Source organism: Parasphingomonas zepuensis (genome assembly GCF_036663735.1).
GTDB lineage: Bacteria > Pseudomonadota > Alphaproteobacteria > Sphingomonadales > Sphingomonadaceae > Sphingomonas.
In genome coordinates this window covers 500,885-524,514 of record NZ_JAXOJO010000002.1, presented here as the reverse complement: position 1 = coordinate 524,514, position 23,630 = coordinate 500,885, and the positions used below count along the sequence as shown (strand labels likewise).

General features: G+C 66.1%; 12 protein-coding genes. 1 reads left to right on the top strand and 11 read right to left on the bottom strand.

Translation table 11 applies throughout. The features are described 5' to 3' along the window. Window positions 1-9: 9 nt before the first annotated feature. From U1769_RS08785 to argS, 5 genes are all read right to left on the bottom strand, one after another. Window positions 10-9,171, bottom strand: coding sequence for a hypothetical protein (locus U1769_RS08785; protein ID WP_332714795.1), 9,162 nt, complete (start codon window positions 9,169-9,171; stop codon window positions 10-12). Window positions 9,172-9,428: 257 nt separating this feature from the next. Further along, window positions 9,429-11,027: a class I SAM-dependent methyltransferase gene (locus U1769_RS08780; protein ID WP_332714793.1), complete on the bottom strand. Its 1,599-nt coding sequence runs from the start codon at window positions 11,025-11,027 to the stop codon at window positions 9,429-9,431. A gap of 315 nt (window positions 11,028-11,342) precedes the next feature. Then, the gene (locus U1769_RS08775; protein WP_332714791.1) at window positions 11,343-12,350 is read right to left on the bottom strand and encodes a glycoside hydrolase family 3 N-terminal domain-containing protein; all 1,008 of its coding nucleotides are present in this window, start codon (window positions 12,348-12,350) and stop codon (window positions 11,343-11,345) included. Between the two features lie 93 nt (window positions 12,351-12,443). After that, on the bottom strand, window positions 12,444-13,169 hold the full coding sequence (locus U1769_RS08770) for an SPOR domain-containing protein (RefSeq protein ID WP_332714789.1): 726 nt from the start codon (window positions 13,167-13,169) through the stop codon (window positions 12,444-12,446). Further along, a complete protein-coding gene (argS, locus tag U1769_RS08765; RefSeq protein WP_332714787.1) occupies window positions 13,169-14,896 on the bottom strand; it encodes an arginine--tRNA ligase in 1,728 nt (575 codons plus the stop codon). The genes U1769_RS08770 and argS overlap by 1 nt, the downstream gene beginning before the upstream one ends. Window positions 14,897-15,255: 359 nt before the next feature. Here argS and U1769_RS08760 point away from each other — a divergent pair, with 359 nt between their 5' ends. Then, window positions 15,256-15,552, top strand: a complete 297-nt coding sequence (locus U1769_RS08760) for a hypothetical protein (protein WP_332714785.1) — start codon at window positions 15,256-15,258, stop codon at window positions 15,550-15,552. Here the strand turns inward: U1769_RS08760 and U1769_RS08755 are convergent. The 6 genes from U1769_RS08755 to U1769_RS08730 all read right to left on the bottom strand — a co-directional run bounded on the left by U1769_RS08755 (window position 15,549) and on the right by U1769_RS08730 (window position 23,619). Then, a complete protein-coding gene (locus U1769_RS08755; RefSeq protein ID WP_332714783.1) occupies window positions 15,549-16,724 on the bottom strand; it encodes a deoxyguanosinetriphosphate triphosphohydrolase in 1,176 nt (391 codons plus the stop codon). The genes U1769_RS08760 and U1769_RS08755 overlap by 4 nt on opposite strands. Continuing rightward, the gene (locus U1769_RS08750; protein ID WP_332714781.1) at window positions 16,721-18,769 is read right to left on the bottom strand and encodes an SPOR domain-containing protein; all 2,049 of its coding nucleotides are present in this window, start codon (window positions 18,767-18,769) and stop codon (window positions 16,721-16,723) included. The genes U1769_RS08755 and U1769_RS08750 overlap by 4 nt, the downstream gene beginning before the upstream one ends. Before the next feature lie 171 nt (window positions 18,770-18,940). Beyond that, on the bottom strand, window positions 18,941-20,395 hold the full coding sequence (ftsZ, locus tag U1769_RS08745; protein WP_332714779.1) for a cell division protein FtsZ: 1,455 nt from the start codon (window positions 20,393-20,395) through the stop codon (window positions 18,941-18,943). Window positions 20,396-20,510: 115 nt separating this feature from the next. After that, window positions 20,511-21,773, bottom strand: a complete 1,263-nt coding sequence (ftsA, locus tag U1769_RS08740; protein WP_332714777.1) for a cell division protein FtsA — start codon at window positions 21,771-21,773, stop codon at window positions 20,511-20,513. 5 nt (window positions 21,774-21,778) lie between these two features. Next, on the bottom strand, window positions 21,779-22,732 hold the full coding sequence (locus U1769_RS08735; protein WP_332714775.1) for a cell division protein FtsQ/DivIB: 954 nt from the start codon (window positions 22,730-22,732) through the stop codon (window positions 21,779-21,781). Beyond that, a complete protein-coding gene (locus tag U1769_RS08730) occupies window positions 22,729-23,619 on the bottom strand; it encodes a D-alanine--D-alanine ligase (protein ID WP_443030336.1) in 891 nt (296 codons plus the stop codon). The genes U1769_RS08735 and U1769_RS08730 overlap by 4 nt, the downstream gene beginning before the upstream one ends. Between the last annotated feature and the right edge of the window lie 11 nt (window positions 23,620-23,630).

The following is a 23,630-nucleotide window of genomic DNA, read 5'->3' as shown; positions in this document are numbered from 1 at the left end:
ACAATCCGTTTAGAAGTTGAACCGTACCCCGGCGTTCACCGTCACGCTATGCAGGCCCGAGCCATCATTGACGTTGCCGACCAGGAAGCCGGTGATCTTACCCTCGCGGGCCTTGGCCACCAGACCGACCGAATAGCGGATCGCATCGTCCCAAGTCGTCGTTTCCAGCGCGAAGTTCGTTGCGGGAACGCCGAAGGTGAACGCGGCCCCGTCACGGTTCGACCAGTTCTTCAGCGCCGAGGCGCTCGCGAACGGCTCGATCACGACGCCGGTATCGCTTCCGGCCCGATAGGAAAGCCGCAGACCCGCCTCGCCCATCTTGGTCCTGTCCTTGCCCGGAATATAGACGCTGAGGGGATCGATCGGCAGGCTGTCGATGCTGCTGTCTGCATAGTTGAAGCCGAGGAACGGCGTTGCCCCGAAGCCACCGACGCCGACACGATAGGACGCGTGGACCGATCCGGCCGTCGCGCTGCCGTCCAGCTTCTGGCGCTGCGCAACGAACAGAGCGGGCAGGACGATGTCGTAATGGCGCCATTCCTTGCGCAGCGTGCCGTCGAGCTGGAACGCTCCGTTGTCGATCGCCAGATAGCCCCCGACAAATGGCGTTTCGACACCGATCCGCTGCGTTGGAGACATGATGGCCTGGCCATCATACCAGCCGCCCAGCACACCGACATGGAAGTTCCAGCCGCTCCCGACGTTGAGGATGCCCAGATCGGCGCCCATGGTCAGCGCCTGGTGCTCGGTGCGGATGGAGCCAACCGAGGCGACGGTGACACCGCCACCGGTAAAGGTCGATCCGATCGTCTGGCGCGTATGGCCGCTGGCGCCACGCATCCACAGGCTGAACGTCTTCTGTCCGGCCGATGGGTTGGATCTGGTGCTCAGATACGGGCTGATCGGTTCATCCAGCACGGCAGAGGCGGCCTCGGCGATATAGCTGATGCTGCCCAGTGACGCGGATTCGGGGTTGATCGTCTGGATCAGGCCGAACTGCTTCGCATTGGCCGGGTTCTGCCCGAAGCTATCGAGGATGAAGCCCGTCGTCGCGAACGGCGTGTTCGAGGTGAAGGCGGTCGAGGGGGCGCCGCCCGTTACCGTCACCACCGGCAGGAAACCGCCTGCGACGAAGGTACGAACCCCAACGCGGTTCATCGCGACGTTGGTGTTGCCCGATGCAGTGCCCCCGATGTTCAGGCGATCGGCGCTTGCCGTCAGCGTGCTGTAATCGACCCAGACCTGGCCACCGCCGACATAATTGCCGCCCACGGTGACCACATTGCTGGTCAGGCCGTTCTGGGCGTTGATGATACCCGTATTGGTCATGGCACCATTGGTGGTGAAGGTCCCGGCTCCGCCGAAGTTGATTCGGCCGTTGTTGAGCGTGCTGCCGAGGAACGTCACCGAGCCGCCCGCGCCGATATTGGCGACGCCGGCATTGGAAAGGCTGCCGGACACGCTGGAGACGCCCGATCCGAAGTTGATGGTACCGACTGTCGCGTTGGTCACCGTCGATGCCGCCACATTAGAGCCCGTGATGTTGAGCGCACCGTTCAGCGTCCCGCTATTGTTCAGCGTGAAGCTTCCGTTGTTGAAGGTGCCGAACACCGCATTGGCGCCGCCGGAGATCGTGCCGGAATTGGTGATCGAGCCCGTCCCGTTGCCGCTGGCGGCCAACCGTACGCCGGTAATCGTTCCCGTGATCAGACCGGCATTCTCGACTGCTAGCGCGCCGCTCGCAGTGGAGAGAGCGACGCCGAAGTCGGGGTCGATCTTGCCGCTCGCCATCACCTGCACGGTGATGTTGCCCGTCGTGGACTTGCCCCACACACCGGCATGGCCGGCACCGGTCGCCTGGACCTCGCCTGCGACGATAATCGCGGTTGCCCCGGTAGAGGTGCCGCTATCGGTCTCGATGCCGTTGCCGTTGGTCGCCGTGATCAGCGTGCCCGCGGCCTGCCTGACCGTGATCAAGCCGGCACCGGCGCCCTGTAGCGTGGCGGAGATCCCCGTGCCGTTGGACGCGGAGACATTCCCGTTGGCGTTGACGAAGACGCTGCCGCTGCCCGTTGCGTTGCCGACGATGCCCGCGCTGACCGCCGAGACATCACCATTGGTCGTGGTCGTGGAGGACCCGTTGTTGGTGATGGCCACTATGCCGGCCCCGCTGCTGGTCACCTTGCCCGCCGTGGTGATGATAACACTGCCAGTGGCACCGGCCTGGCCGCGAATGCCCTCGGCGCCCGTGGTCTTCACGGTCGATGCGGGGGCGATGATGACATTGCCCGCATCGCTGACGCCGACGATGCCGAAACCGCTGGCCGCGGTGACCGGACCGGCGCCCGAGATCGTGACGTTGCCGCTGGTGGAAGCCGCCCTGATGCCATCGGTCGCGCCCGACACCGAACCGGTGGCGAGGATATCGATAGTGCCGGTGCCCGATTGAGCGGCGATGCCGGCCTTGGTGCCGCCGGAAACGGCGCCGGCGCCAGTCACCTTGATCGCGCCCGCCGTGGAAAGCGCGCCAATGCCATTGGTGCCGCCCACGACGTTGCCACCCAGGGCGATGGTGGTGAGCCCGGTCGAGAGACCGGAGTCAGTGAAGATGCCGTTTGCGCCGGTCGCGGCAACGGTCCTGCCGGTCGCGACCGACACGTCGATCTTGCCGGCACTGGCCGCCGCGTTGACGTTGCGGACGAAAATGCCCTCGCCATTCGTGCCGGTAACATTGCCCCCTGCCGCAACGGTTATGTTGCCGCCTCCGCTGGTCTGAGCGACGATGCCTGTCGTGCCCGAGGCGGCACCGCTCGTCGTCACGTCGATCGTGCCTGCACCACCAGCCTTGATCTGCTGCGCGATGATCGCGGTGCTACCGGTGGACGTCGTGGAACCAGCCGTCACCGAGACGTTGCCGCCAGTCGACAAAGCGAAGATGGCGTTGCCGCTGGTGGCCGTGACCGGGCCCACTGTCTTCACTACGGTCGAGCCGGAGCCGAAATTCTCGGCATCGACACCGAAGCGCGCGTCGACCGCGCCATTGGCGGTCACGTCGACGTTGCCGGTGGCGGCGGCATCGACGAGCGCGCCGACGATGCCGGCATTGCCTGCCTTCACGTCGCCATTGGCCACGACCGTCACGTTGCCGGCCAACGAGGCTGAAACCGCGTCCACGCCATTAGCGCCCGCATCCAGCGCGGTGACCGCACCGGTGGCCACGGACATCGAGCCGGCCGCCCCGGTATCGCGCACATGGATGCCGTCTCCACCCGTCGCGGCGCTGGCGCCGGAGATGTTGACGGTGGTTTTGCCCGAACCGTTGTTGAGGATGTTCGCCCCGTCACCGTTGAGGCCGACAAAGCCACCCACGCCAGTGACGTTGATGTCACCCGCGCCGCCCGATCCGCCTGTCAGCGTAAGGCCCCGGGTCGCGCCCGTCACCACGCCGGTGACTGCCACGCTGACGGCGTCGTTACCGGTCGCCTTGATGCCTTCGGCGAAGGTGCCGGTGACCGTGCCGGTCGCCACTACGTTGGTCGCGCCGGTGCCCGTATTGGTCGCCACGATGCCGGTCGTGCCGGAGACCTTGCCCGCGGTGACATCGATCACGCCGGCGCCGGCCGCACTGGTCTGCTGCGCGACGATTGCGGTGTTGCCGGTCGCGGTCACATCGCCTGCGGTGACCGTGACGTTGCCGCCCGTCGCCAGCGCGAAGATGCCGTTGCCGGTCGTTGCCGTCACCGGACCAACCGTCTTCACGCTGGTCGAGCCGGTACCGAAGTTCTCCGCATCCACACCGAACCGCGCATCGATCGCACCATTGGCGGTGATGTCGATGTTGCCCGTCCCGGCGCCCGGGAAGATCGCGCCGACGATGCCGGCGTTGCCAGCCTTCACATCGCCGTTCGCGACGATCGCCACATTACCCGTCAGCGACTGGGTCTGGACGTCGATGCCATCCTTGCCGCCTGACAATGCGGTTACCGAGCCGGTCGTGACGCTGGTGTTGCCGGCAACAGCCGTGTCCCGAACGGTGATGCCTTCGCCACCAGCCGAGCTGCTGGCACCGGAGATGTCGACCAGCACGTTGCCCGAGCCGTTGTTCTGGATCGTTGCCCCGTTGCCCGTGCCACCGACGAACCCACCGGTGCCGGTCACCGTGATGTCGCCCGTGCCGCCGGTGCCGCCGGTCAGCAACAGGCCGGTCGTCGCACCGGTGACCGTGTCGGCCACGGCCACGGTTACGGCGCCGTTACCGGTGACCTTGATCCCCTCGGCGAAGGTGCCGGTGACCGAGCCGGTCGCCGTCACATTAGTCGCGCCGGTGCCCGTGTTGGTGGCCTCGATGCCGGTCGTGCCGGAGACCTTGCCCACGGTGACATCGACCACGCCCGCACCAGCCGCGCTGGTCTGACGTGCAACGATGGCGGTGTTGCTGTCGGCGCTGACATCGCCTGCGATGACCGTGACGTTGCCGCCTGTGGCGAGCGCAAAGATGCCATTGCCGGTCGTCGCCGTCACCGGACCAACCGTCTTCACCGTCGTCGAGCCGGTGCCGAAGTTCTCGGCGTCGATCCCGAACCGGGCGTCGATCGAACCGTTGGCGGTGACATCGATGTTGCCGGTGCCGGCAGCCGGGAAGATCGCCGCGACGATGCCGGCGTTACCCGCCTTCACATCGCCGTTTGCGACGATGGTGACATTGCCCGTCAGCGACTGGGTCTGGACGTCGATGCCATCCTTGCCACCCGACAAGGCTGTCATCGAGCCGGTCGTGACGTCGATGTTGCCGCCAGCGGCCGTGTCACGGACGGTGATGCCCTCACCATTGGCTGAACTGCTCGCCCCCGAGATATCGACCAGGACATTGCCCGAGCCGTTGTTCTGAATGGTCGCGGCATTGCCCGTGCCTCCGACGAACCCGCCGGTGCCGATGACCTTGATGTCGCCCGCGCCGCCGGTGCCGCCGGTCAGCAACAGGCCGGTCGTCGCACCGGTCACGGTATCGGCGACCGCCACGGTTACGGCGCCGTTGCCTGTCACCTTGATCCCCTCAGCAAAGCTGCCGGTGACCGTACCGGTGGTCGCGACGTTGGTCGCGCCGGTACCGGAGTTCGTTGCCTCGATGCCGGTCGTGCCGGAGACCTTGCCCGCGGTCACGTCGACCACGCCCGCACCAGCCGCGCTGTTCTGACGTGCAACGATCGCCGTGTTGCTGTCGGCGTTGACATCGCCTGCGGTGACCGTGACGTTGCCGCCTGTGGCGAGCGCGAAGATGCCGTTGCCCGTGGTGACGGTCACCGGACCGACCGTCTTCACGCTGGTCGAGCCGGTGCCGAAGTTCTCGGCGTCGATCCCGAACCGGGCGTCGATTGCGCCGTTGGCGGTGATGTCGATGTTGCCCGTTCCGGCGCCCGGGAAGATCGCACCGACGATGCCGGCATTGCCCGCCTTCACATCGCCGTTCGCGACGATCGTGACATTGCCGGTCAGCGACTGCGTCTGGACGTCGATGCCGTCCTTGCCGCCCGTAAGGGCCGTGACAGAGCCAGTCGTGACGCTGACACCGCCAGCCGCAGCGGTGTCGCGGACGGTGATGCCCTCGCCACTGGCCGAGCTGCTCGCCCCCGAGATATCGACCAGGACATTCCCCGAGCCGTTGTTCTGGATGGCCGCGGCATTGCCGGTCCCGCCAACGAAGCCGCCCGCGCCAGTAACCGTGATATCGCCCGAGCCGCCGCTGCCCCCAGTCAGCAACAGGCCGGTGGTCGCGCCGGTCACCGTATCGGCGACCGCCACGGTGACCGCGCCGTTGCCGGTCGCCTTGATGCCTTCGGCAAAGCTGCCGGTGACCGTACCGGTCGCCGCGACATTAGTCGCGCCAGTACCCGCGTTGGTGGCCTCGATGCCGGTCGTGCCCGAGACATTGCCCGCGGTCACGTCGATCACGCCGGCGCCCGCCGCGCTGGTCTGGCGCGCAACGATGGCGGTGTTGCTGTCAGCGCTGACATCGCCTGCGATGATCGTGACGTTACCGCCGGTCGTGAGCGCGAAGATGCCATTGCCAGTCGTCGCGGTCACTGGGCCGACCGTCTTCACGGTCGTCGAGCCAGTGCCGAAGTTCTCGGCATCCACTCCGAACCGCGCGTCGATCACACCATTGGCGGTGATGTCGATGTTGCCGGTGCCGGCCGCGGGGAAGATCGCCCCGACGATGCCGGCATTGCCCGCCTTTACATCGCCGTTCGCGACGATCGTGACATTGCCGGTCAGCGACTGAGTCTGGACGTCGATGCCGTCCTTGCCGCCCGACAAGGCGGTCACCGACCCGGTCGTGACGTCGATATTGCCGCCAGCGACGGTGTCCCGAACGGTGATGCCCTCGCCGCCGGCCGAGCTGCTCGCGCCCGAGATATCGACCAGCACATTGCCCGAGCCGTTGTTCTGGATCGTCGCGGCATTGCCGGTCCCGCCGACGAAGCCGCCAGTGCCAGTCACCGTGATATCGCCCGAGCCGCCGCTGCCCCCAGTCAGAAGGAGGCCGGTCGACGCACCGGTCACCGTGTCCGCAACGTTGATGGTGACGGCGCCGTTGCCGGTCGCCTTGATGCCCTCGGCAAAGGTCCCCGTAACCGTACCGGTCGCTGCGACATTGGTCGCGCCGGTACCGGAGTTCGTTGCCTCGATGCCGGTCGTGCCGGAGACCTTGCCCGCGGTCACGTCGACCACGCCCGCACCAGCCGCGCTGTTCTGACGTGCAACGATCGCCGTGTTGCTGTCGGCGTTGACATCGCCTGCGGTGACCGTGACGTTGCCGCCTGTGGCGAGCGCGAAGATGCCGTTGCCCGTGGTGACGGTCACCGGACCGACCGTCTTCACGCTGGTCGAGCCGGTGCCGAAGTTCTCGGCGTCGATCCCGAACCGGGCGTCGATTGCGCCGTTGGCGGTGATGTCGATGTTGCCCGTTCCGGCGCCCGGGAAGATCGCACCGACGATGCCGGCATTGCCCGCCTTCACATCGCCGTTCGCGACGATCGTGACATTGCCGGTCAGCGACTGCGTCTGGACGTCGATGCCGTCCTTGCCGCCCGTAAGGGCCGTGACAGAGCCAGTCGTGACGCTGACACCGCCAGCCGCAGCGGTGTCGCGGACGGTGATGCCCTCGCCACTGGCCGAGCTGCTCGCCCCCGAGATATCGACCAGGACATTGCCCGAGCCGTTGTTCTGGATCGTCGCGGCATTGCCGGTCCCGCCGACGAAGCCGCCGGTACCGGTGATCTTGATGTCGCCTGCCCCGCCGGTACCGCCGGTCAGCAACAGGCCAGTCGTTGCACCGGTCACCGTATCGGCGACCGCTACGGTGACGGCGCCGTTGCCTGTCACCTTGATGCCTTCGGCGAAGCTCCCGGTGACAGTGCCAGTCGCCGCGACATTAGTCGCGCCAGTACCCGCGTTGGTGGCCTCGATGCCGGTCGTGCCGGAGACCTTGCCCGCGGTCACGTCGACCACGCCGGCGCCCGCCGCGCTGGTCTGGCGCGCAACGATCGCCGTGTTGCTGTCAGCGCTGACATCGCCTGCGGTGACCGTGACGTTGCCGCCAGTCGCCAGCGCGAAGATGCCGTTGCCGGTCGTTGCCGTCACTGGGCCGACCGTCTTCACGCTGGTCGAGCCGGCGCCGAAGTTCTCGGCGTCGATTCCGAACCGCGCATCGATCGCGCCGTTGGCGGTGATGTCGATGCTGCCCGTTCCGGCTCCCGGGAAGATCGCCCCGACGATGCCGGCATTGCCCGCCTTCACATCGCCGTTCGCGACGATCGTGACAGTGCCCGTCAGCGACTGGGTCTGGACGTCGATGCCATCCTTGCCGCCTGACAATGCGGTTACCGACCCGGTCGTGACACTGGTGTTGCCGGCAGCGGCTGTGTCCCGAACGGTGATGCCTTCGCCACCAGCCGAGCTGCTGGCACCGGAGATGTCGACCAGGACATTGCCCGAGCCATTGTTCTGGATCGTCGCCCCGTTGCCCGTGCCGCCGACGAACCCACCGCTGCCGGTCACTGTTATATCGCCCGTGCCGCCACTGCCGCCCGTCAGCAACAGGCCAGTTGTCGCACCGGTCACCGTGTCGGCTACAGCCACGGTTACGGCACCGTTGCCGGTCGCTTTGATGCCTTCGGCGAAAGTGCCGGTGACCGTGCCAGTCGCAGCGACATTGGTCGCGCCGGTGCCAGTGTTCGTGGCCACGATGCCAGTCGTGCCCAAAACATTGCCCGCCGTGACATCGACCACGCCCGCACCAGCCGCACTTGTCTGTTGCGCGACGATGGCGGTGTTGCTGTCGGCGCTGACGTCGCCAGCGGTAACGGTGACATTGCCGCCGGTGGCGAGCGCGAAGATACCGTTGCCCGTGGTGACGGTCACCGGACCAACCGTCTTCACCGTCGTCGAGCCGGTGCCGAAGTTCTCCGCATCCACGCCGAACCTGGCGTCGATCGCCCCGTTCGCAGTGACATCGATGTTGCCGGTGCCAGCAGCCGGGAAGACTGCCGCCACGATACCGGCGTTCCCAGCCTTCACATCGCCATTCGCGACGATCGTGACATTGCCGGCCAGCGACTGAGTCTGAACGTCGATGCCGTCCTTGCCGCCCGCAAGGGCCGTGACCGTGCCGCCGACCACCACATTCACGCCCGTGCTGGTGGTCACATCGCGAACGGTGATGCCTTCGCCGGCCGCCGCCGAGATATTGCCGCCGACATTGATATCGACTGAGCCGACGCCGCCCGTCTGGGCCGCATCGAGCCCGTTGCCGCTGCCGTTGTTGATGACGTCGCCACCGGTATAGGTGATCGGCCCACCGGCGGCCTTCAGCGTCAGGGCAGCCGTGCCGCCCGCCGTTGGGGTATTGCCGGCATCGACGCTGATCGTACCGTTATTGGTCACGGTGACGCCACCAGTGCCAGTGTTGGAAACCGCAAGGCCATTGCCGCTGACCGTCTTGCCCGCGTCGACGATGATCTGGATCGGACTAGCCGACGCGCCCTGATAGTCGCGATCGGCCGGTGGATTGGCCGGAAATGTCGTATTGGTGGTTGAGGTATCGGTACACTGCACGGTGACGCCGCCGACGATGCAGTCAGCCCAGGCCTGGCCCGGCGCAATCAGCATCATGCCGGTGGCAGCGGATATCCCAAGCGTGGAACGCAGCGCGAGGCGGCTGGCGTGAGAAAACAGATCGCGGCGTCTTGCTGCTTTCGCGGAGGCCGCTGCCGACGGAATCAGATAACCAGCCGTGTTCTTAAAACGCACCATTGTTCTGCCCCTTTGTGCAGTAAATATGTGCGACCCGGAAGAACCTTTGGAAGTATTCTTTCTATTTTTTTCGCCTTTATGACTCAACTTTGCCAGAGTCAACCAAGCGAAATCGTTTATATAATTAAGTTAATATTATCCTCTAATAAGCCAGCACTGGCCATTCTCGCCAGCAATGTGGGAATATGCTCTTGTGCAATGTCTCGCAGAGAAACCTCATCTGTCACAATATTACCATCTCTGGAAAAGCTTAGCCGCCCGCTCAGCGCCTCGCCCTCAAGCAACCGGGCCAGCGCGACGTGGTCGAGCGTGCCGTCCATCGCCGGCAGAATGGCGCGAGTCGCCGGGTCGATCGCGATCGTCTCATGACGGATGTTGGTGGTAGATTGGCCGCCGTCGGAAGCATCCGTGCGGGCAAGCGCGATCGCTTTCGGATATTCACCAACCGAACCGGCATGGATCGGCTCGGAGGATAATGTCACCATGCCGACCAGCGTCATGCGATAGAGTGCATCGAGCAGGAGCCCGCGGCCCGCCTCGCGTTCCTCTTCGGGAATCGCTCCGGCGCAATCGTCCAGGCTTGAGGACGACGGGAAGCGTTCGAAAAGTCGGGCGAGCCCCTCGGCGACCGCGCTCGAGTCGGTCGAAAGCGTGCGGCCGCACACATCGGTGATGAGGTACTTGTCGCCGTCGCGGTCGAGATTCATGCCCGCCTGCGTCAGGAAGTGCAGTCGATCGATACTCTCCGGCCTGAGCGCGCGGTTGACCGTCGGCATGCGCTCGTTCGCGATCAGCAAGGTTTGGCGGAAGGTTCGACCGGACAGGAGGTCGAGATATTGCTCCGATCCGACCAGATCGTTTCCGGACCGAGCGCGCACCTGCTGCGCCACCTCCGCTCCGTAATTCTCCAGGATCATGGAGGCGAGTTCGCATTCCGCCAGGAAACCAAGCCCGTTGTGCGAGGCGTTTGCGGCAAAATCCCGGACCGTGCTCGGGTGGTTCATTTCCTCGAGGAATTCATGGGCCAGATAGTCGTCAGGCAGCGTCGAAAGCCGCTCCGCCCAGATACGCAGCATGTTCCCATAAGGCCCCGTGTCCGGGGTGGCCGATGACAGGAAGGTGAGCAACTCGCGCGCCCTGGCAACGCGGCCGAGCGAATCGATATGGTCGGGCACCTCCAGCAGGAAGGCATCGCGCAGCGGCTGCAACATGCGCCATCCCGGCAGCACATTATAACTGATACAGGCGATACCCACCGGCGACAGGCGCGCTCGGATGATCTTGAAGATCGCGTCCTGCACCGCCGCCGGCACCCAGCTATAGACGCCGTGGCAGATGATATAATCGAAGCTGCCGAGCTCATCGCCGATCTCGGTGAAGCTCTGGCAGCGAATCTCGACATTCGTCAGGCCAAGCCTTGCGATGCGCGACCGGCCTGCTGCGACCTGGGTCCGCGCCAGATCGACTCCGACGAAGGTGGCGTCCGGATAGCGTAGGGCGTGCGGGATGATGTTGCCGCCCGATGCGCAGCCCAACTCCAGCACCCGCGCCGTGGCGAGCGGCGCGACGTCGAGCCCGAACAGCTGCGCGATCGCCCCAAGTCGCGCCGGCTGGCTCTGCGCAAAGGCCTTCGACTGATAGGGCAGCAGATCATATTTGAGCGCAGTCCGCGCGATGATTGCCTCGATCTCTTCAGTCGGCGCAGTCACGCTCATCTTGTTCTCCTTCCCCGGATCCCGGTGGCGACCGGGAAGGTCAGCGATGTGTGCCCCGGGGAGCGCTCCCATATTGCAATGACGGTCCGTGGGATTGGTCAAAGGCGACATGAAGTCATTATCGGCACGCCACGGATGTCATCGGTGCCGAGTGCCGGGCAATATTTCCGTACGGGAGAGAAAGGACGCCCTCTGATGCTCGGCCGTCGCGAGTCGCTCGCAATCAGGTTCGCGCGCACGTCTTTGGAATCGTCACCGATTCTGAGCGGAAAGATTTTCCACGATGGGGCGCACCGATTGTACGTCGCGATTACGCTACGCCACCGCCAGCAACGCATCCCGTTTTGCGATCAGCGCGGCGATCTCGCCCTGCGGCGGCGCGCCCGCGATCGTCGCCATCGCGCGGTCGAGGCGCTCGCGCGACCGCGCCGACATCTCGCCGAGCCGCGACGCGATATCCTGCATCTCGTCCATCCGGGCCCAGCAATCGAGCACAAGGTCGCACCCGGCGGCAATGGCGTCTGCCGCCTTGTCGCCCGCGCTCCCCGACAGCGCCTTCATGTCGATGTCGTCAGTCATCAAAAGTCCGTCGAAGCCGATCCGCCCGCGAATCACCTGCTCGATCACGATCGGCGACAGGGTGGCGGGCCGATACGGGTCCCAGGCCTCGAACAGGATATGCGAGGTCATGCCCATCGGCGCGCCGGCAAGCGCCCGGAACGGGGCGAGATCGATTTCCAGCTCCTCTTCCGACGCGGTCACGGTCGGCAGGTGATAATGGGTATCGACCTTCGCACGGCCATGGCCCGGCATATGCTTGACCACGCCGACCACGCCGCCGGCGCGAAGCCCGTCGAGGATCGCCCGCCCCATCGCGGCGACTCGCATCGGTTCGGATCCCAGTGCCCGACTGGTGATCGCCTCGGTCGTGTCGGAATGGGATACGTCGAGCAGCGGCAGGCAATCCACCGTGATCCCGACCTCAGCCAGCATCAGCGCGATCGCCTGGGCATTGGCGCGCACCGCCTCGATCGCCGAAATCGGCGCGGTCTCGTACAGCGCGTCGAAGGCCGGCCCGGCGGGGAAAGCAGGCCATTCCGGCGGCCCCATCCGGGATACCCGCCCCCCTTCCTGATCGATCAGGATCGGCAGGTCGTTCCGGCCCGACAGCGACCGCAGCGCGTCGGTGAGCGCGCGCAGCTGTGTCCGGTCAGCGATGTTGCGCTTGAACAGGATGTAACCGGCCGGATCAGCCTGACCGAAAAAAGAGCGTTCTTCGGGGTTGAGGGTCAGGCCGGACAGGCCGAAGATGACAGGCTTCATGCGATGACGCTTACCAAGCCAGCCCCGTGCTGAGTAGAGGCTGCGCCCCTCCCCAACTCAGATCCCCGATAATTGAGTTCGTGCGGTCCGCGATCAGTCACCCGCCACGAAACACGCCTCGCCCGCCACCTTCAGCTTTCCGCACAGCTCGGACGCCTGATTTGCGCTGCCGGCGTTGACGCGCAGCCGGTAGACGGTGTTGCCGTTCACTTCTGCCTTCTGCACCGACTTGCCGAGCGGCGCGAGATAGAGGAAACGCGCCGCCGCCCGGGCCCAGGCGGCGTTGGCCGAAGCCTCGTTGGGGAAGGAACCGATCTGCACCAGCGATCCGTGCAAGACGGTGCTGCCGACGGGCACCGCGGGACGAGCGGCAGCGGTCAGCTTGCCGCCGGACGCCGGGATCGCTGAGACCGCCGTGCTCGCGCCGCTGGCCGCCGGTGCCGCAGGCGTGGCGCGGGTGCCGAGCATCGGCGATTCCGGCGTAGCGTCGAGATCGATCGAGGCGTTGCCGATGCCGTCGCCATTGCTGGTCGCGACGGCGATTTCGCCCTCGCCTTCGACCGTACGCCCGCCGGGATCGCCGGGCCTTACCTTGTAATCCCCTTCCTGCGCCTCGATCAGCGCGCCGTTGCCGTCGGCGTCCTGACTTTTCTGATACCAATAATAGCCGAAGATCGCCGCTGCGATGATGGCGAGACCCAGGACGACCAGCAGGATCACCCGCAGGGCAGAAATTCCTTCTGCAGGATCCGCCTCGACCGTTTCGAGCCAGGGCAGCCGGTTGTCGTCGCGGCGATCATAGTCGCTCGACTCCGCCATCAGTTCATCTCCTGGACCGCCTGCACCCCCATGATGCCAAGTCCGTTGCGGATAATCTGCCCGATTGCGTCAGCAAGGAAAAGCCGCGCGCATGTCACAGCAGGGTTGTCGGCAATCAGGAAACGGCGATCGGGCCGGTCATTGCCGACATTCCAGAGCGCGTGGAATTCCGCAGCCAGATCGAAGAGATAAAAGGCGATACGATGCGGCTCGCGGGCCGCCGCCGCCGTCTCGACGATCCGGGGAAACTGTGCCGCGCGCTTCACCAGCGCGAGGTCCTCGGTTTCGAGCTGGCCCAGATCGACCGCGCCGCAGACGATACCCGCCTCCGCCGCGCGCCGATGCAGCGACGCAACGCGCGCATGGGCATATTGCACATAGAAGACGGGATTGTCTTTCGACGCCTCCACCACCTTGGCGAAATCGAAGTCCATCTGCGCATCCGACTTGCGGGTGAGCATGGTGAAGCGCACCACATCCTTGCCGACTTCGCGGACGACATCGGCGAGCGTCACGAAATTGCCCGAGCGCTTGGACATCTTCACCGGCTCGCCGGCACGCAACAAGCGCACCATCTGGACCAGCTTCACGTCGAACCGCGTCTTGCCGCCCGTCAACGCCTGCACCGCTGCCACGATCCGCTTCACTGTGCCGGCATGGTCGGCGCCCCAGATATCGATCAGTGCGTCGGCGCTCTGCGCCTTCTGGTAATGATAGGCCAGATCCGCGCCGAAATAGGTCCACTGGCCATTCGATTTCCTGATCGGCCGATCCTGATCGTCGCCGAACTGGGTCGAGCGGAACAGCGGCAGCACTACCGGCTCCCAATCTTCCGGCGTTTCGCCCTTCGGCGCCTCGAGCACGCCGTCATAGATCAGGCCCCGCGCCCGCAGATCGGCCTCTGCCGCCTCGGGCTTGCCCGCGGCCTGCAACTCCGCCTCGGACGAGAAGAGGTCGTGATGGATACCCAGCAGCGCGAGATCTTCCTTGATCAGCACCAGCATCGCGGCGACCGCCCGAGTGCGGAACAGCACCAGCCATTGCTCTTCAGGCGCATCGACATAGGAATCGCCGAATTCGGCCGCGAGTGCCTGCCCGACCGGCACGAGATAATCGCCCGGATACAACCCTTCGGGAATCTCGCCGATATCCGCGCCCAGCGCCTCGCGGTAGCGCAGGTGAACCGAGCGGGCGAGCGTATCGACCTGTCCACCGGCATCGTTGACATAATATTCGCGGATCACCTTGGCGCCCGCGAATTCGAGCAGGCTGGCCAGCGCATCGCCCACCACGGCGCCGCGGCAATGGCCCATATGCATCGGCCCGGTGGGATTGGCGGAAACATATTCGATATTGACGGTCGTGCCTGCGCCGCTGGTCGAGCGGCCATAATCGGCCCCCTCGTCGCGGATCGTCGACAGTTCGCCCCGCCAGGTTTCATCGGTCAGCGCGAGGTTGATGAAGCCCGGCCCGGCGACGGAGACGGATGCCACTTCGGCCAGCTTGCCGAGCTCGGCGGCGATCTTCTCCGCCAGCACGCGCGGATTGGTTGCGGCGGGCTTGGCCAGCACCATCGCGGCATTGGTGGCGAGATCGCCATGGCTCGGGTCGCGCGGCGGCTCGACCGTGATGTTCGCGCGGTCGAGCCCGGCCGGCAGGTCGCCCTGCGTAACAAGGGTATCGAGCGCCGCATCGAGATGCGCGGCGAAACGGGTGTACAGGGTCATTGCGGGTCCGGTCGATTGAAGCGAGCGCGGCCCTTAGCTGATGCGGGGCTCACACTCAAATCATCGGCATCACGGAGGGCAGGTGAAAAACGGGTTGGCGGCGCGGCCCGCTATCGGTGTGAGCCTTTTAGACCGGCTCCGCCAACCCACCCCCGTCGCCAGGGGATCTCGAGTTGGCATTACGCACCAGACCATATGTTGGATGCAGTATTGTTCGGAAAATACGGTTGGTCGTTCGTTTCGTGCAATCGGTCGCGCAATCTTTGCGGTTGGGATTTTGCTGCACTGCAATATGTAGGCCCCACAATAGAAATGCGGGGGGATGCTGATCTGGCTTTCGATCGACGAAAGGAAAGATCATGTTCAAGACCATCCTCGCCGCAGCAGCAGCGGTCGCAGCGATTTCCTCCCCCGCTTTCGCCAAGGATGCCGGCCCCGAGCGGTCGTTCACCCGCGATGGCCAGACCTACGTCTATACCGTCGTCAGCACCGGCAAGCGCGTCGTCATCAGCGGCCGCCACTATCCGTCGGGCAGCGATTTCGAACTGATCGTGCGCGGCGACCGGATCACCGGCGTGTCGGGCGGCCAGCCCGTGTCGTTCAAGGTGCCCAATGCGCAGGCCAAGCTTGCGCCGACTGCCCTCGCCTCGCGCTAAAAGCCCTCGGGCAGATCGATCGGGCCGACTGCCTCGCGATAGCGGGTGACGGCGTACCGATCGGTCATCCCGGCGATGAAATCGGCAATATGGCGGCTGCGCGCGGGATCGTCCGCGGGCAGCCGTCCATACCAGTCGGGTGGCATCAGGCGTGGATCGTCGCGGTAAGCCGCGAACAATCCTGCAACCAGTTCGCCCGCGATCCGCGCCGCCTCGAGCTGGCGCGGATGATGATATAGATTCCGGTACATGAATCGCTTGAGCGAGCGCTCCGCATCCCGCATCTCGACGGAGAAGCCGGCCAGGCAGATCCCGGCCGCCCGGACATCCTGACTCGTCTCGACACCGGCATCGGCGATCCGGTGGCGCGTTTCGGCGATAAGATCATTGACCATCGCGCCGATCTGCGAGCGGACCAGTTCGCCAACCAACCGCTCGGGCGCGATATCGGGGAAACGCGCCGTCGTCGCTGCCCAGCCGGTTGCGACGACCGGCACCGCCAGGATCTGGTCGAGCGTCAGCAGCCCGGCGCGCAGACCATCGTCGATATCGTGATTGTCATAGGCGATGTCGTCGGCAATCGCCGCGACCTGAGCCTCGAGCGACGACCAGCGCGTGAGATCGAGCGGAAACGCCGCATCCGCCTCGGCCAGCGCCCAGGCCGGGTTCCTGACCGGCCCATTATGCTTGGCCAGCCCTTCCAGCGTCTCCCAGGTCAGGTTCAGCCCGTTGAAGCGCGGATAGGGGCTGTCGATTTCCATCAGCGCGCGCAAGGTATGGCCATTATGGTCGAAGCCGCCCTGCCCCTGCAACGCGACTTTCAGCGCATCCTCGCCGGCATGGCCGAAGGGCGGGTGGCCGATATCATGGGCAAGGCATAGCGCCTCGGTCAGATCCTCGTTCAGCCCGAGCGCGCGCGCGACCGTCCGGCCGATCTGCGCGACTTCCAGGCTGTGCGTCAGGCGGACGCGGAAATGATCGCCGTCGGGCGCCATGAACACCTGAGTCTTGTGGCGCAGCCGGCGGAAACTGATCGAATGGATGATCCGGTCGCGATCGCGCTGGAAGGCATCGCGCGGCCCGCGCACCGCATCGCGCTGGTCCTCATGGAGTCGGCCACGGCTGGACGCCGGGTCCGATGCCCATGGCGCGTGGCGCGGATCGGCGCTCACTTTATGGCCAGCTTTACGATCTTCTGGCCGGCATCGCTGGTGAAGGTGAAAGCCGAGATACCCTCCTTGGCAAGCGCGTTGACGAAGCCGCGCGCCTCGTCGTTGGTCTTGAACGGTCCTGCGAGTACCCGATTGGTCGCCCGAAGCGGCGTAGTCCAGCCCGATTTGCCCTTGAACGCTACCGGCGCCTTGGCGCGGACCTTCTCCCATTCCTTCGGCAGAGACCCCTCGTTCGCGCCGCCAGCCACCTGCACCCAGATACGCGACGGTTCCAGGAGCTTCGGATCATTCTTCTTTTTCAGCTCGGCCGCTTTCTTGGCCTCAGCTAGCTTCTTTGCCTCAGCGAGTTTCCTCGCCTCGGCAGCCTTTTTGTCGGCCAGCGCCTTCTTGTCCTCGAGCGCTTTCCGTGCGGCCGCTTCGCGCACCGCCGCCGCGGGTTCGGCCGGCTGGGGCGCGATCCGCGTGGGCGCGGGAGCCGCCGGCTCGGTCCGGACCGGCTGGACCGGCGCGACATCCAGCTCGGACCCGGGGACGGCGATATTGGCGATGATGCTGGCGAGGATCGAATCCTCGCTCCGTACCGGCACGGGCGCGGCCGGCGGCGGGGCGGCTGGCGGTGGCGTGACGTCCGCTACGACAAGGGCATCCGATGGAGCACTCGCGCCGGTGTTCGCCGGTGCCGACGTTGTGCCCGCAGGTGTCACGGCGGCCGGCGTTACGGGGCCGGCGAAGGGCAACGATGAGGGCGACGTCGTTCCAGAAGCCTGAGTCGCGCTCGGAACTGACGACCCGGAAGTGGCCGGAGAGGTCGGCCCATTCGGTACTGGCTCAGCCGCGGCGATGCGCGAAGGTGCCTGCAACGCTGGACCGACCGTGGCCGGCGAGGACGCCACCGGCCGGTTCGCGGAGGCCTGTACCGCTGCCGCCTCAGCTGGGGCGGCCCTGTCCATATCGGCCCGCAGCCTCTCCCCGTTCAGACTGGAGGTTGGAACGGCGGCCACGACGGGTGCCGATTCTTTCGGCCGCCCGGCCACGACGCGCGACCGCTCGGGGGCCGGTGTCAGCGTCATGGTCTGTCGGCTCGATTCGGGCGCACGACCTGGCGTGACCGGAAGCGGCTGCACCACTTCGGTGCTGGCGACATATACCGGCGGCGGCGGCAGCGGCTCGGGCTGGGGCGCGGGCGGCGGGGTGGCGGCCACCTGGATATCGTATTTCCGGCCGCGCTGCTTGCGCTGGCTGCGGCGATCTTCTTTCCTCGCCGGCGCGGCCTGCACTGCGGCGACAGCCACGGGCGCTGCGCCCGGCTCGGGCGACAGCGGCGCGAGCGTCGGGATCAGCCGGGCATCGGCGAGCCGTTCCGGCGTGGCCCGCAATTCACCGAAATGCACCGCAAAGGCGCGGTCGGTCGGCGCCAGCGTCGGCAGGCGTTCGAAAAAGGGCTGCAAGCCCTGGGCGAGCCCGGGCGGCATCATGTTGGTCGCGATCCGCTCCGCGCCCTTGTCGTCCCCGTTCATCGCCAGGATGAAGGCCCGTGCGCGCCACGCCCCGCGGTCGTTCTTGCGAAGCAGCGGATCGAGCTGCTGCAGCGCGGGATCGCGCTTGCCCGAAATGCCGAGCGACAGCGCGTAACGCCGGACCGTTTCGTCGGCCGATCCATCCTGCAGCGCCAGGCGGTAATCGCGCTGCGCACGCTCCTGCTGGCCGATCAGATCATAAGCGAGCCCGCGATCGGCGGCATAGGCGCGCGGATCGAGCCCGAGCCCTTCCGCCTCGCCGAACCGGCGCAGCGCCTCGCCGGGGCGCTCGGCCTGGACGAGCAGGCTGCCCATCCCCGCCTTGATCCGGGCATTGCGCGGATCGAGCCGTTCCGCGCGGGCGAAGAAGGTGGCAGCCGCAGTCGAATCGCCAAGCTTCAGCGCCAGCTCGCCCGCCCGAACCAGCGCGTTGATGTCGAGTGGATTGGCCGCCAGCAGCCGCATCTCCGCGGCGAGCTCATCGCCCAACGGATTCAGCGGCTGGACCATCTGGGCCTGTGCGGCCACGGGGGAAAAAGGCAGTGCGAGAGCGATCGCAGGCCGGAAAAGACGAAAAAAAACGCGCATGGGACCTCAGCCTAGAGCCCAGTCACGGTTAACCGGCAATGTCCGGCCAACCCGCAGCGCGGCAGGGCGACGCGCGCCGGCGATGAACCGGGCGCGCGCGCTCGCGTCATTTCATTGATTGTTCTGGCGATGCAGGAAACGCGGGATATCGAGCGCATCCTTGTCGGCCGGCTCGTCCTCACGGGCGGCCCCGCGCGATACGCTCGACATGCGTTCGAACAGGGTCCCGCCAAGCTTCACGCGCGGCGCGACCGCAACCGGTTCGACTGCCGCGACGGGCGCTTCCTCGACGGCGGCGCCCGGCGACAGCCAGCGACGGCGCACGGCGAGTTCCGGCTCCGGCGTCGCTTCGACGGGCGCAACGGCCTTTTCCTCGGGCTCGTCACCGAACACCGGCAGATCGGCCAGCTGAGTCTCGCTGCCCAGCACCAGCTCGTCATTGTCCTCGGGCGCGTCCGCAGCAGCCTCGTCCGTAGCGAGGGTCGAAGGCCCAGCGCTTTCGGGCTCGGCCACAGCGACCGGTGCTGGCTCTTCAGCCTTTTTCGGCGCGGAGAAGGTGAACGCGCGCGATACCGGTGCCGCGGCGGCAGCCGGGCGGGCTTCGGCTTCGATGCCGGTCGCGACGACCGACACGCGAATCTTGCCTTCGAGTTCGGGATTGAATGCCGAACCCCAGATGATGTTGGCGTCTTCGTCGACCAGCTCACGGATATGGTTAGCGGCCTCGTCGACCTCGAGCAAGCGCATGTCGTCGCCGCCGGTGATCGAGACGATCACGCCCTTGGCGCCCTTCATCGACACGCCGTCGAGCAGCGGGTTGGCGATCGCCTTGGATGCGGCTTCGATCGCGCGATTGTCGCCCGACGCTTCGCCGGTACCCATCATCGCCTTGCCCATCTCCTGCATTACCGAACGGACGTCGGCGAAGTCGAGGTTGATCAGGCCGGGCATGACCATCAGGTCGGTGATGCCGCGCACGCCCTGCTGCAGCACCTCGTCCGCCATCTGGAACGCCTCCTTGAAGGTGGTGTTCGCATTGGCGACCAGGAACAGGTTCTGGTTCGGGATGACGATCAGCGTATCGACGTACTTCTGCAGTTCCTCGATGCCCGCTTCCGCCGATTTGGCGCGGCGCGTGCCCTCGAAAGCGAACGGCTTGGTAACCACACCGACGGTAAGGATGCCCATGTCACGCGCCGCCTTGGCGATGACCGGCGCCGCGCCGGTACCCGTGCCGCCGCCCATGCCGGCGGCGATGAAGCACATATGCGCGCCTTCCAGCATCTTGCTGACCTGCTCGAGCGTCTCCTCGGCCGCAGCGCGCCCGATCTCCGGCCGCGATCCGGCGCCGAGCCCCTGCGTGATCTTCGCCCCGAGCTGAATCTTGTGCGCGGCGTTCGACTGTTTGAGCGCCTGCGAATCCGTATTGGCGACAAGGAAATCGACGCCCTGAACTTCGGCGCGCATCATGTTCGCGATCGCGTTGCCGCCGGCGCCTCCGACGCCGATCACGGCGATGCGCGGCGTCAGCTCGTCGACTTCGGGGGGAAGGAATTCGATGCTCATCGCCTGGTCTCCGCACCACCCCAAACATCGGGGTGCTCATAATGATGATGGTGGCTGTTCTGCACTATCCCTTGCGGTGACTCCAGCACGAACAGCTAAATCTTGTCGTATTTCTTTAATAATTCGCCCGGGCGGTTGCGATCAGCCGCCTGAAGATCGCCAACCCCTTCGGCCGGTGAACCAACTGGTTCGTCGGCGACAGCGATCGCAGATCGACCGGGTCCGCCGCCGCATAAAAAGCCAGCCCTGCGAGCGTGGCGAAGGCCGGCCCGCCATGCGCCTCGGGCAGTGCCGTCAGCCCGCGCGGGCGGCCGATCCGGACGGAGCGGCCAAGCGCCTGTTGCGCATAATCGGCAATGCCCTTCAGCTCCGCACCGCCGCCAGTCAGCACGACCTGACGACCCACCGGCCCTTCGAATTTCAGTTCGACCAGCGCCTTCTGCACTTCGCCCATCAGATGATCGAGCCGCTGACGGATCACCGAGATCAGCTGAGCGCGTGTGATCCGGCTGCCTTCGCCGGCGCCATCCTCCGCGGAGATCGGCGCCACGTCGATCATGTCGTGATTGTCGCGCGGGCTGGCATTGGCCGAGCCGTAGAAACACTTCATCCGCTCCGCCTGAGCGCGCCGCGTGCCGAAGGCCGAGGCGATATCGTCCGTGATGTCAGCCGCGCCGATCGGGATCGACGTCAGCCCGACGAGCATCCCGCCCGCGAACAGCGAGACGTTGGTGATGCCGGCGCCCATTTCCACCAGTGCGACGCCAAGCTCGCGCTCTTCCTCGGACAGGCAGGCCATGCCGGTGGCAACCGGCGAGGCGATGATTGCCTTGACCTCGAGATGCGCATTGGCGACGCACAGGCCGAGATTGCGCACCGGCGATCCATCGGCGGCGACAACGTGGATGTGCACGCCGAGCCGGTCGGCATGCAACCCGAGCGGCCGCTTCACCCCCGTCAGCCCGTCGAGCGTGTAGAGCGCAGGCTGAGCATGCAGCACCATACGCCCGGCCGGATCGATCGATTCGCGGCCCGCCTGGAGCAACGCGTCGATGTCCGACTGCTCGACGCGGTGACCGCCGAGCTCGAACTCGATCGAGGCGACGTCGGAGACGAGCCCGCCGGCCGAGAAGCTGACCCAGACATTCTCGATATTGGTCCCGGCGATCCGCTCGGCCTGCTCGACCGCCTCGCGCACGGCGACCTCGGTTGCGGCGGCATCGGCGATATAGCCGCGCTTGACGCCCCGGCTCTCGCGCTGCCCGGTGCCGAGCACGATCAACTCGCCGCCGTCGCCCTTCTGCGCGATCATCGCCGAAACCTTGGACGATCCGATATCGAGCGCCGTGATCAGGCCCTCGGGTGCTGCCTTCGCCATACGCCTTACCCCTTTACCACGGCAAATACCGTGTGCTTCGCTTCGATCATGGCCGGCCGTGGCGGCGCCGCCCCGTCTTGCGGGTTGGTTATGGCACGATTGACCACCTGACCAGGCTTGCGCCCGACGAACTTGGTCGGATCGCGCATATCGAAGCGGATCCAGCCCTTGCCGAGCAGCGGCTGGACACCGTCTAGCTGCGCGAACTTCACCAGCGCCTTGGCCGCTTCGGCATCGCCCTCCGGCAGCGCCAGCGTCTCGCCGGATTCGAACAACAGGTTCCAGCGCCGGTTGCCGACCCATGTCGCTGCCTTCACCAGCGGGCGCAATGCCGGCGCCGCCTGGAGCAGCTTCTGGTAATTCGCTTCCTGCTGGTTCGCGCCCGGGCCGATCACCAGCGGCAGATCGGGCATCGCCTCCGCCCTGACCGGCTCGAGCCACACGCCATTGTCGGAAATCAGCGAAAGCCGGCCGCGATCCTGCCAGACGGCGGTCGGCTTGCGCTCGACGATATGCACCAGCAGCGTATCGGGCAGCCGGCGCGAGACATGCGCGTCGGCGATCCAGCCATAGGACAGGAGCTTCTGGCGCACATCCTCCAGATCGACCAGCGGCATCGCCCGCGAGCGCTGATCGACCGCGACGGCATAGACGGTCATGCGGTCCATCCGGCTGAGACCAGTCACTTCGACCTGCTCGACGCGGAAGCCGGCTCGTCCGACGCCCTCAGCCAGGGCAACACCGATCGCGCCGGGAATGCCGAGCCAGGCCGCCGCGGTGAGCGCAACCGCCCCGACCGCGCCGACGATCGACCATGTCGCGATCTTGCGCAGCGTATCGTGGCTGATCGGCAACGCCGCGATGGCGCGGTCGATCATCGATTCCTTGGGCTGCTGTCGGCGCCGCTGCTGCTGCACCGGGCGGCGCGGCGGCGCGCCCCGCTTGATCGTTCGGCTCATAGCGCCTCCTCGACGATCTTCTGGACCAGCTCGGCATAGCTCATGCCGATATGGCGCGCCTGTTCGGGCACCAGGCTGAGTGGGGTCATGCCCGGCTGGGTGTTGACCTCCAGCAGGAACAGCCCCTCGATGCCCTGGTTGTCGTCCCAGCGGAAATCGGAGCGCGACGCGCCCTTGCAACCGAGCAGCCGGTGCGCGTCGAGCGCGATGCGCTTGCACGCCTCGGCGATCTCGTCGGGTACATCGGCCGGGCAGATATGCTCGGTCATCCCGTCGGTATATTTTGCATCGTAATCATACCAGCCGCTCTTCGGCCTGAGCTCGGTCACGCCCATCGCGGCGCCACCGAGCACGGCCGTGGTCAGCTCGCGCCCGCGGATATAGGGTTCGGCCAGCAGTTCCTCGAATTCGCCCCACGGCCCGCTCACGCCGCGCGCGATCGGGTTGCCGTAATTGCCTTCCTCCGTGACGATCGCGACGCCGACCGACGATCCTTCATTGACCGGCTTCAGCACATAGGGTCGCGGCAGCGGGTCGCCCTCGAACAGCGTCTCGCTCTTCACGATCCGGCCGCCCGGCATCGGGATGCCGTGCGGCACCAGCGCCTGCTTGGTCAGTTGCTTGTCGATCGCGATCACCGAGGTGACGAGCCCCGAATGGGTATATTTCAGGCCCATCAGGTCAAGCATGCCCTGGACTGACCCGTCCTCGCCCGGCGTGCCGTGCAGTGCGTTGAACACGATATCGGGCGCCGCCTCGGTCAGCTTCGCCGCGACGTCGCGGCCCATGTCGATCCGCGTGACACGGTGGCCAAGGCTTTCGAGCGCATCGGCGACGCCGCTGCCCGACATCAGCGACACTTCGCGCTCGGCCGACCAGCCGCCCATGAGGACTGCGA

Excerpts from the sequence above, each read along its gene's own strand:
- ftsA (WP_332714777.1), bottom strand. The coding sequence starts at position 21,773 with ATGGCGAAGGCAGCACCCGAGGGCCTGATCACGGCGCTCGATATCGGA.
- U1769_RS08760 (WP_332714785.1), top strand. The coding sequence starts at position 15,256 with ATGTTCAAGACCATCCTCGCCGCAGCAGCAGCGGTCGCAGCGATTTCC.
- U1769_RS08780 (WP_332714793.1), bottom strand. The coding sequence starts at position 11,027 with ATGAGCGTGACTGCGCCGACTGAAGAGATCGAGGCAATCATCGCGCGG.
- argS (WP_332714787.1), bottom strand. The coding sequence starts at position 14,896 with ATGACCCTGTACACCCGTTTCGCCGCGCATCTCGATGCGGCGCTCGAT.
- U1769_RS08735 (WP_332714775.1), bottom strand. The coding sequence starts at position 22,732 with ATGAGCCGAACGATCAAGCGGGGCGCGCCGCCGCGCCGCCCGGTGCAG.
- U1769_RS08775 (WP_332714791.1), bottom strand. The coding sequence starts at position 12,350 with ATGAAGCCTGTCATCTTCGGCCTGTCCGGCCTGACCCTCAACCCCGAA.
- ftsZ (WP_332714779.1), bottom strand. The coding sequence starts at position 20,395 with ATGAGCATCGAATTCCTTCCCCCCGAAGTCGACGAGCTGACGCCGCGC.
- U1769_RS08770 (WP_332714789.1), bottom strand. The coding sequence starts at position 13,169 with ATGGCGGAGTCGAGCGACTATGATCGCCGCGACGACAACCGGCTGCCC.
- U1769_RS08785 (WP_332714795.1), bottom strand. The coding sequence starts at position 9,171 with ATGATGCTGATTGCGCCGGGCCAGGCCTGGGCTGACTGCATCGTCGGC.
- U1769_RS08730 (WP_443030336.1), bottom strand. The coding sequence starts at position 23,619 with ATGGGCGGCTGGTCGGCCGAGCGCGAAGTGTCGCTGATGTCGGGCAGC.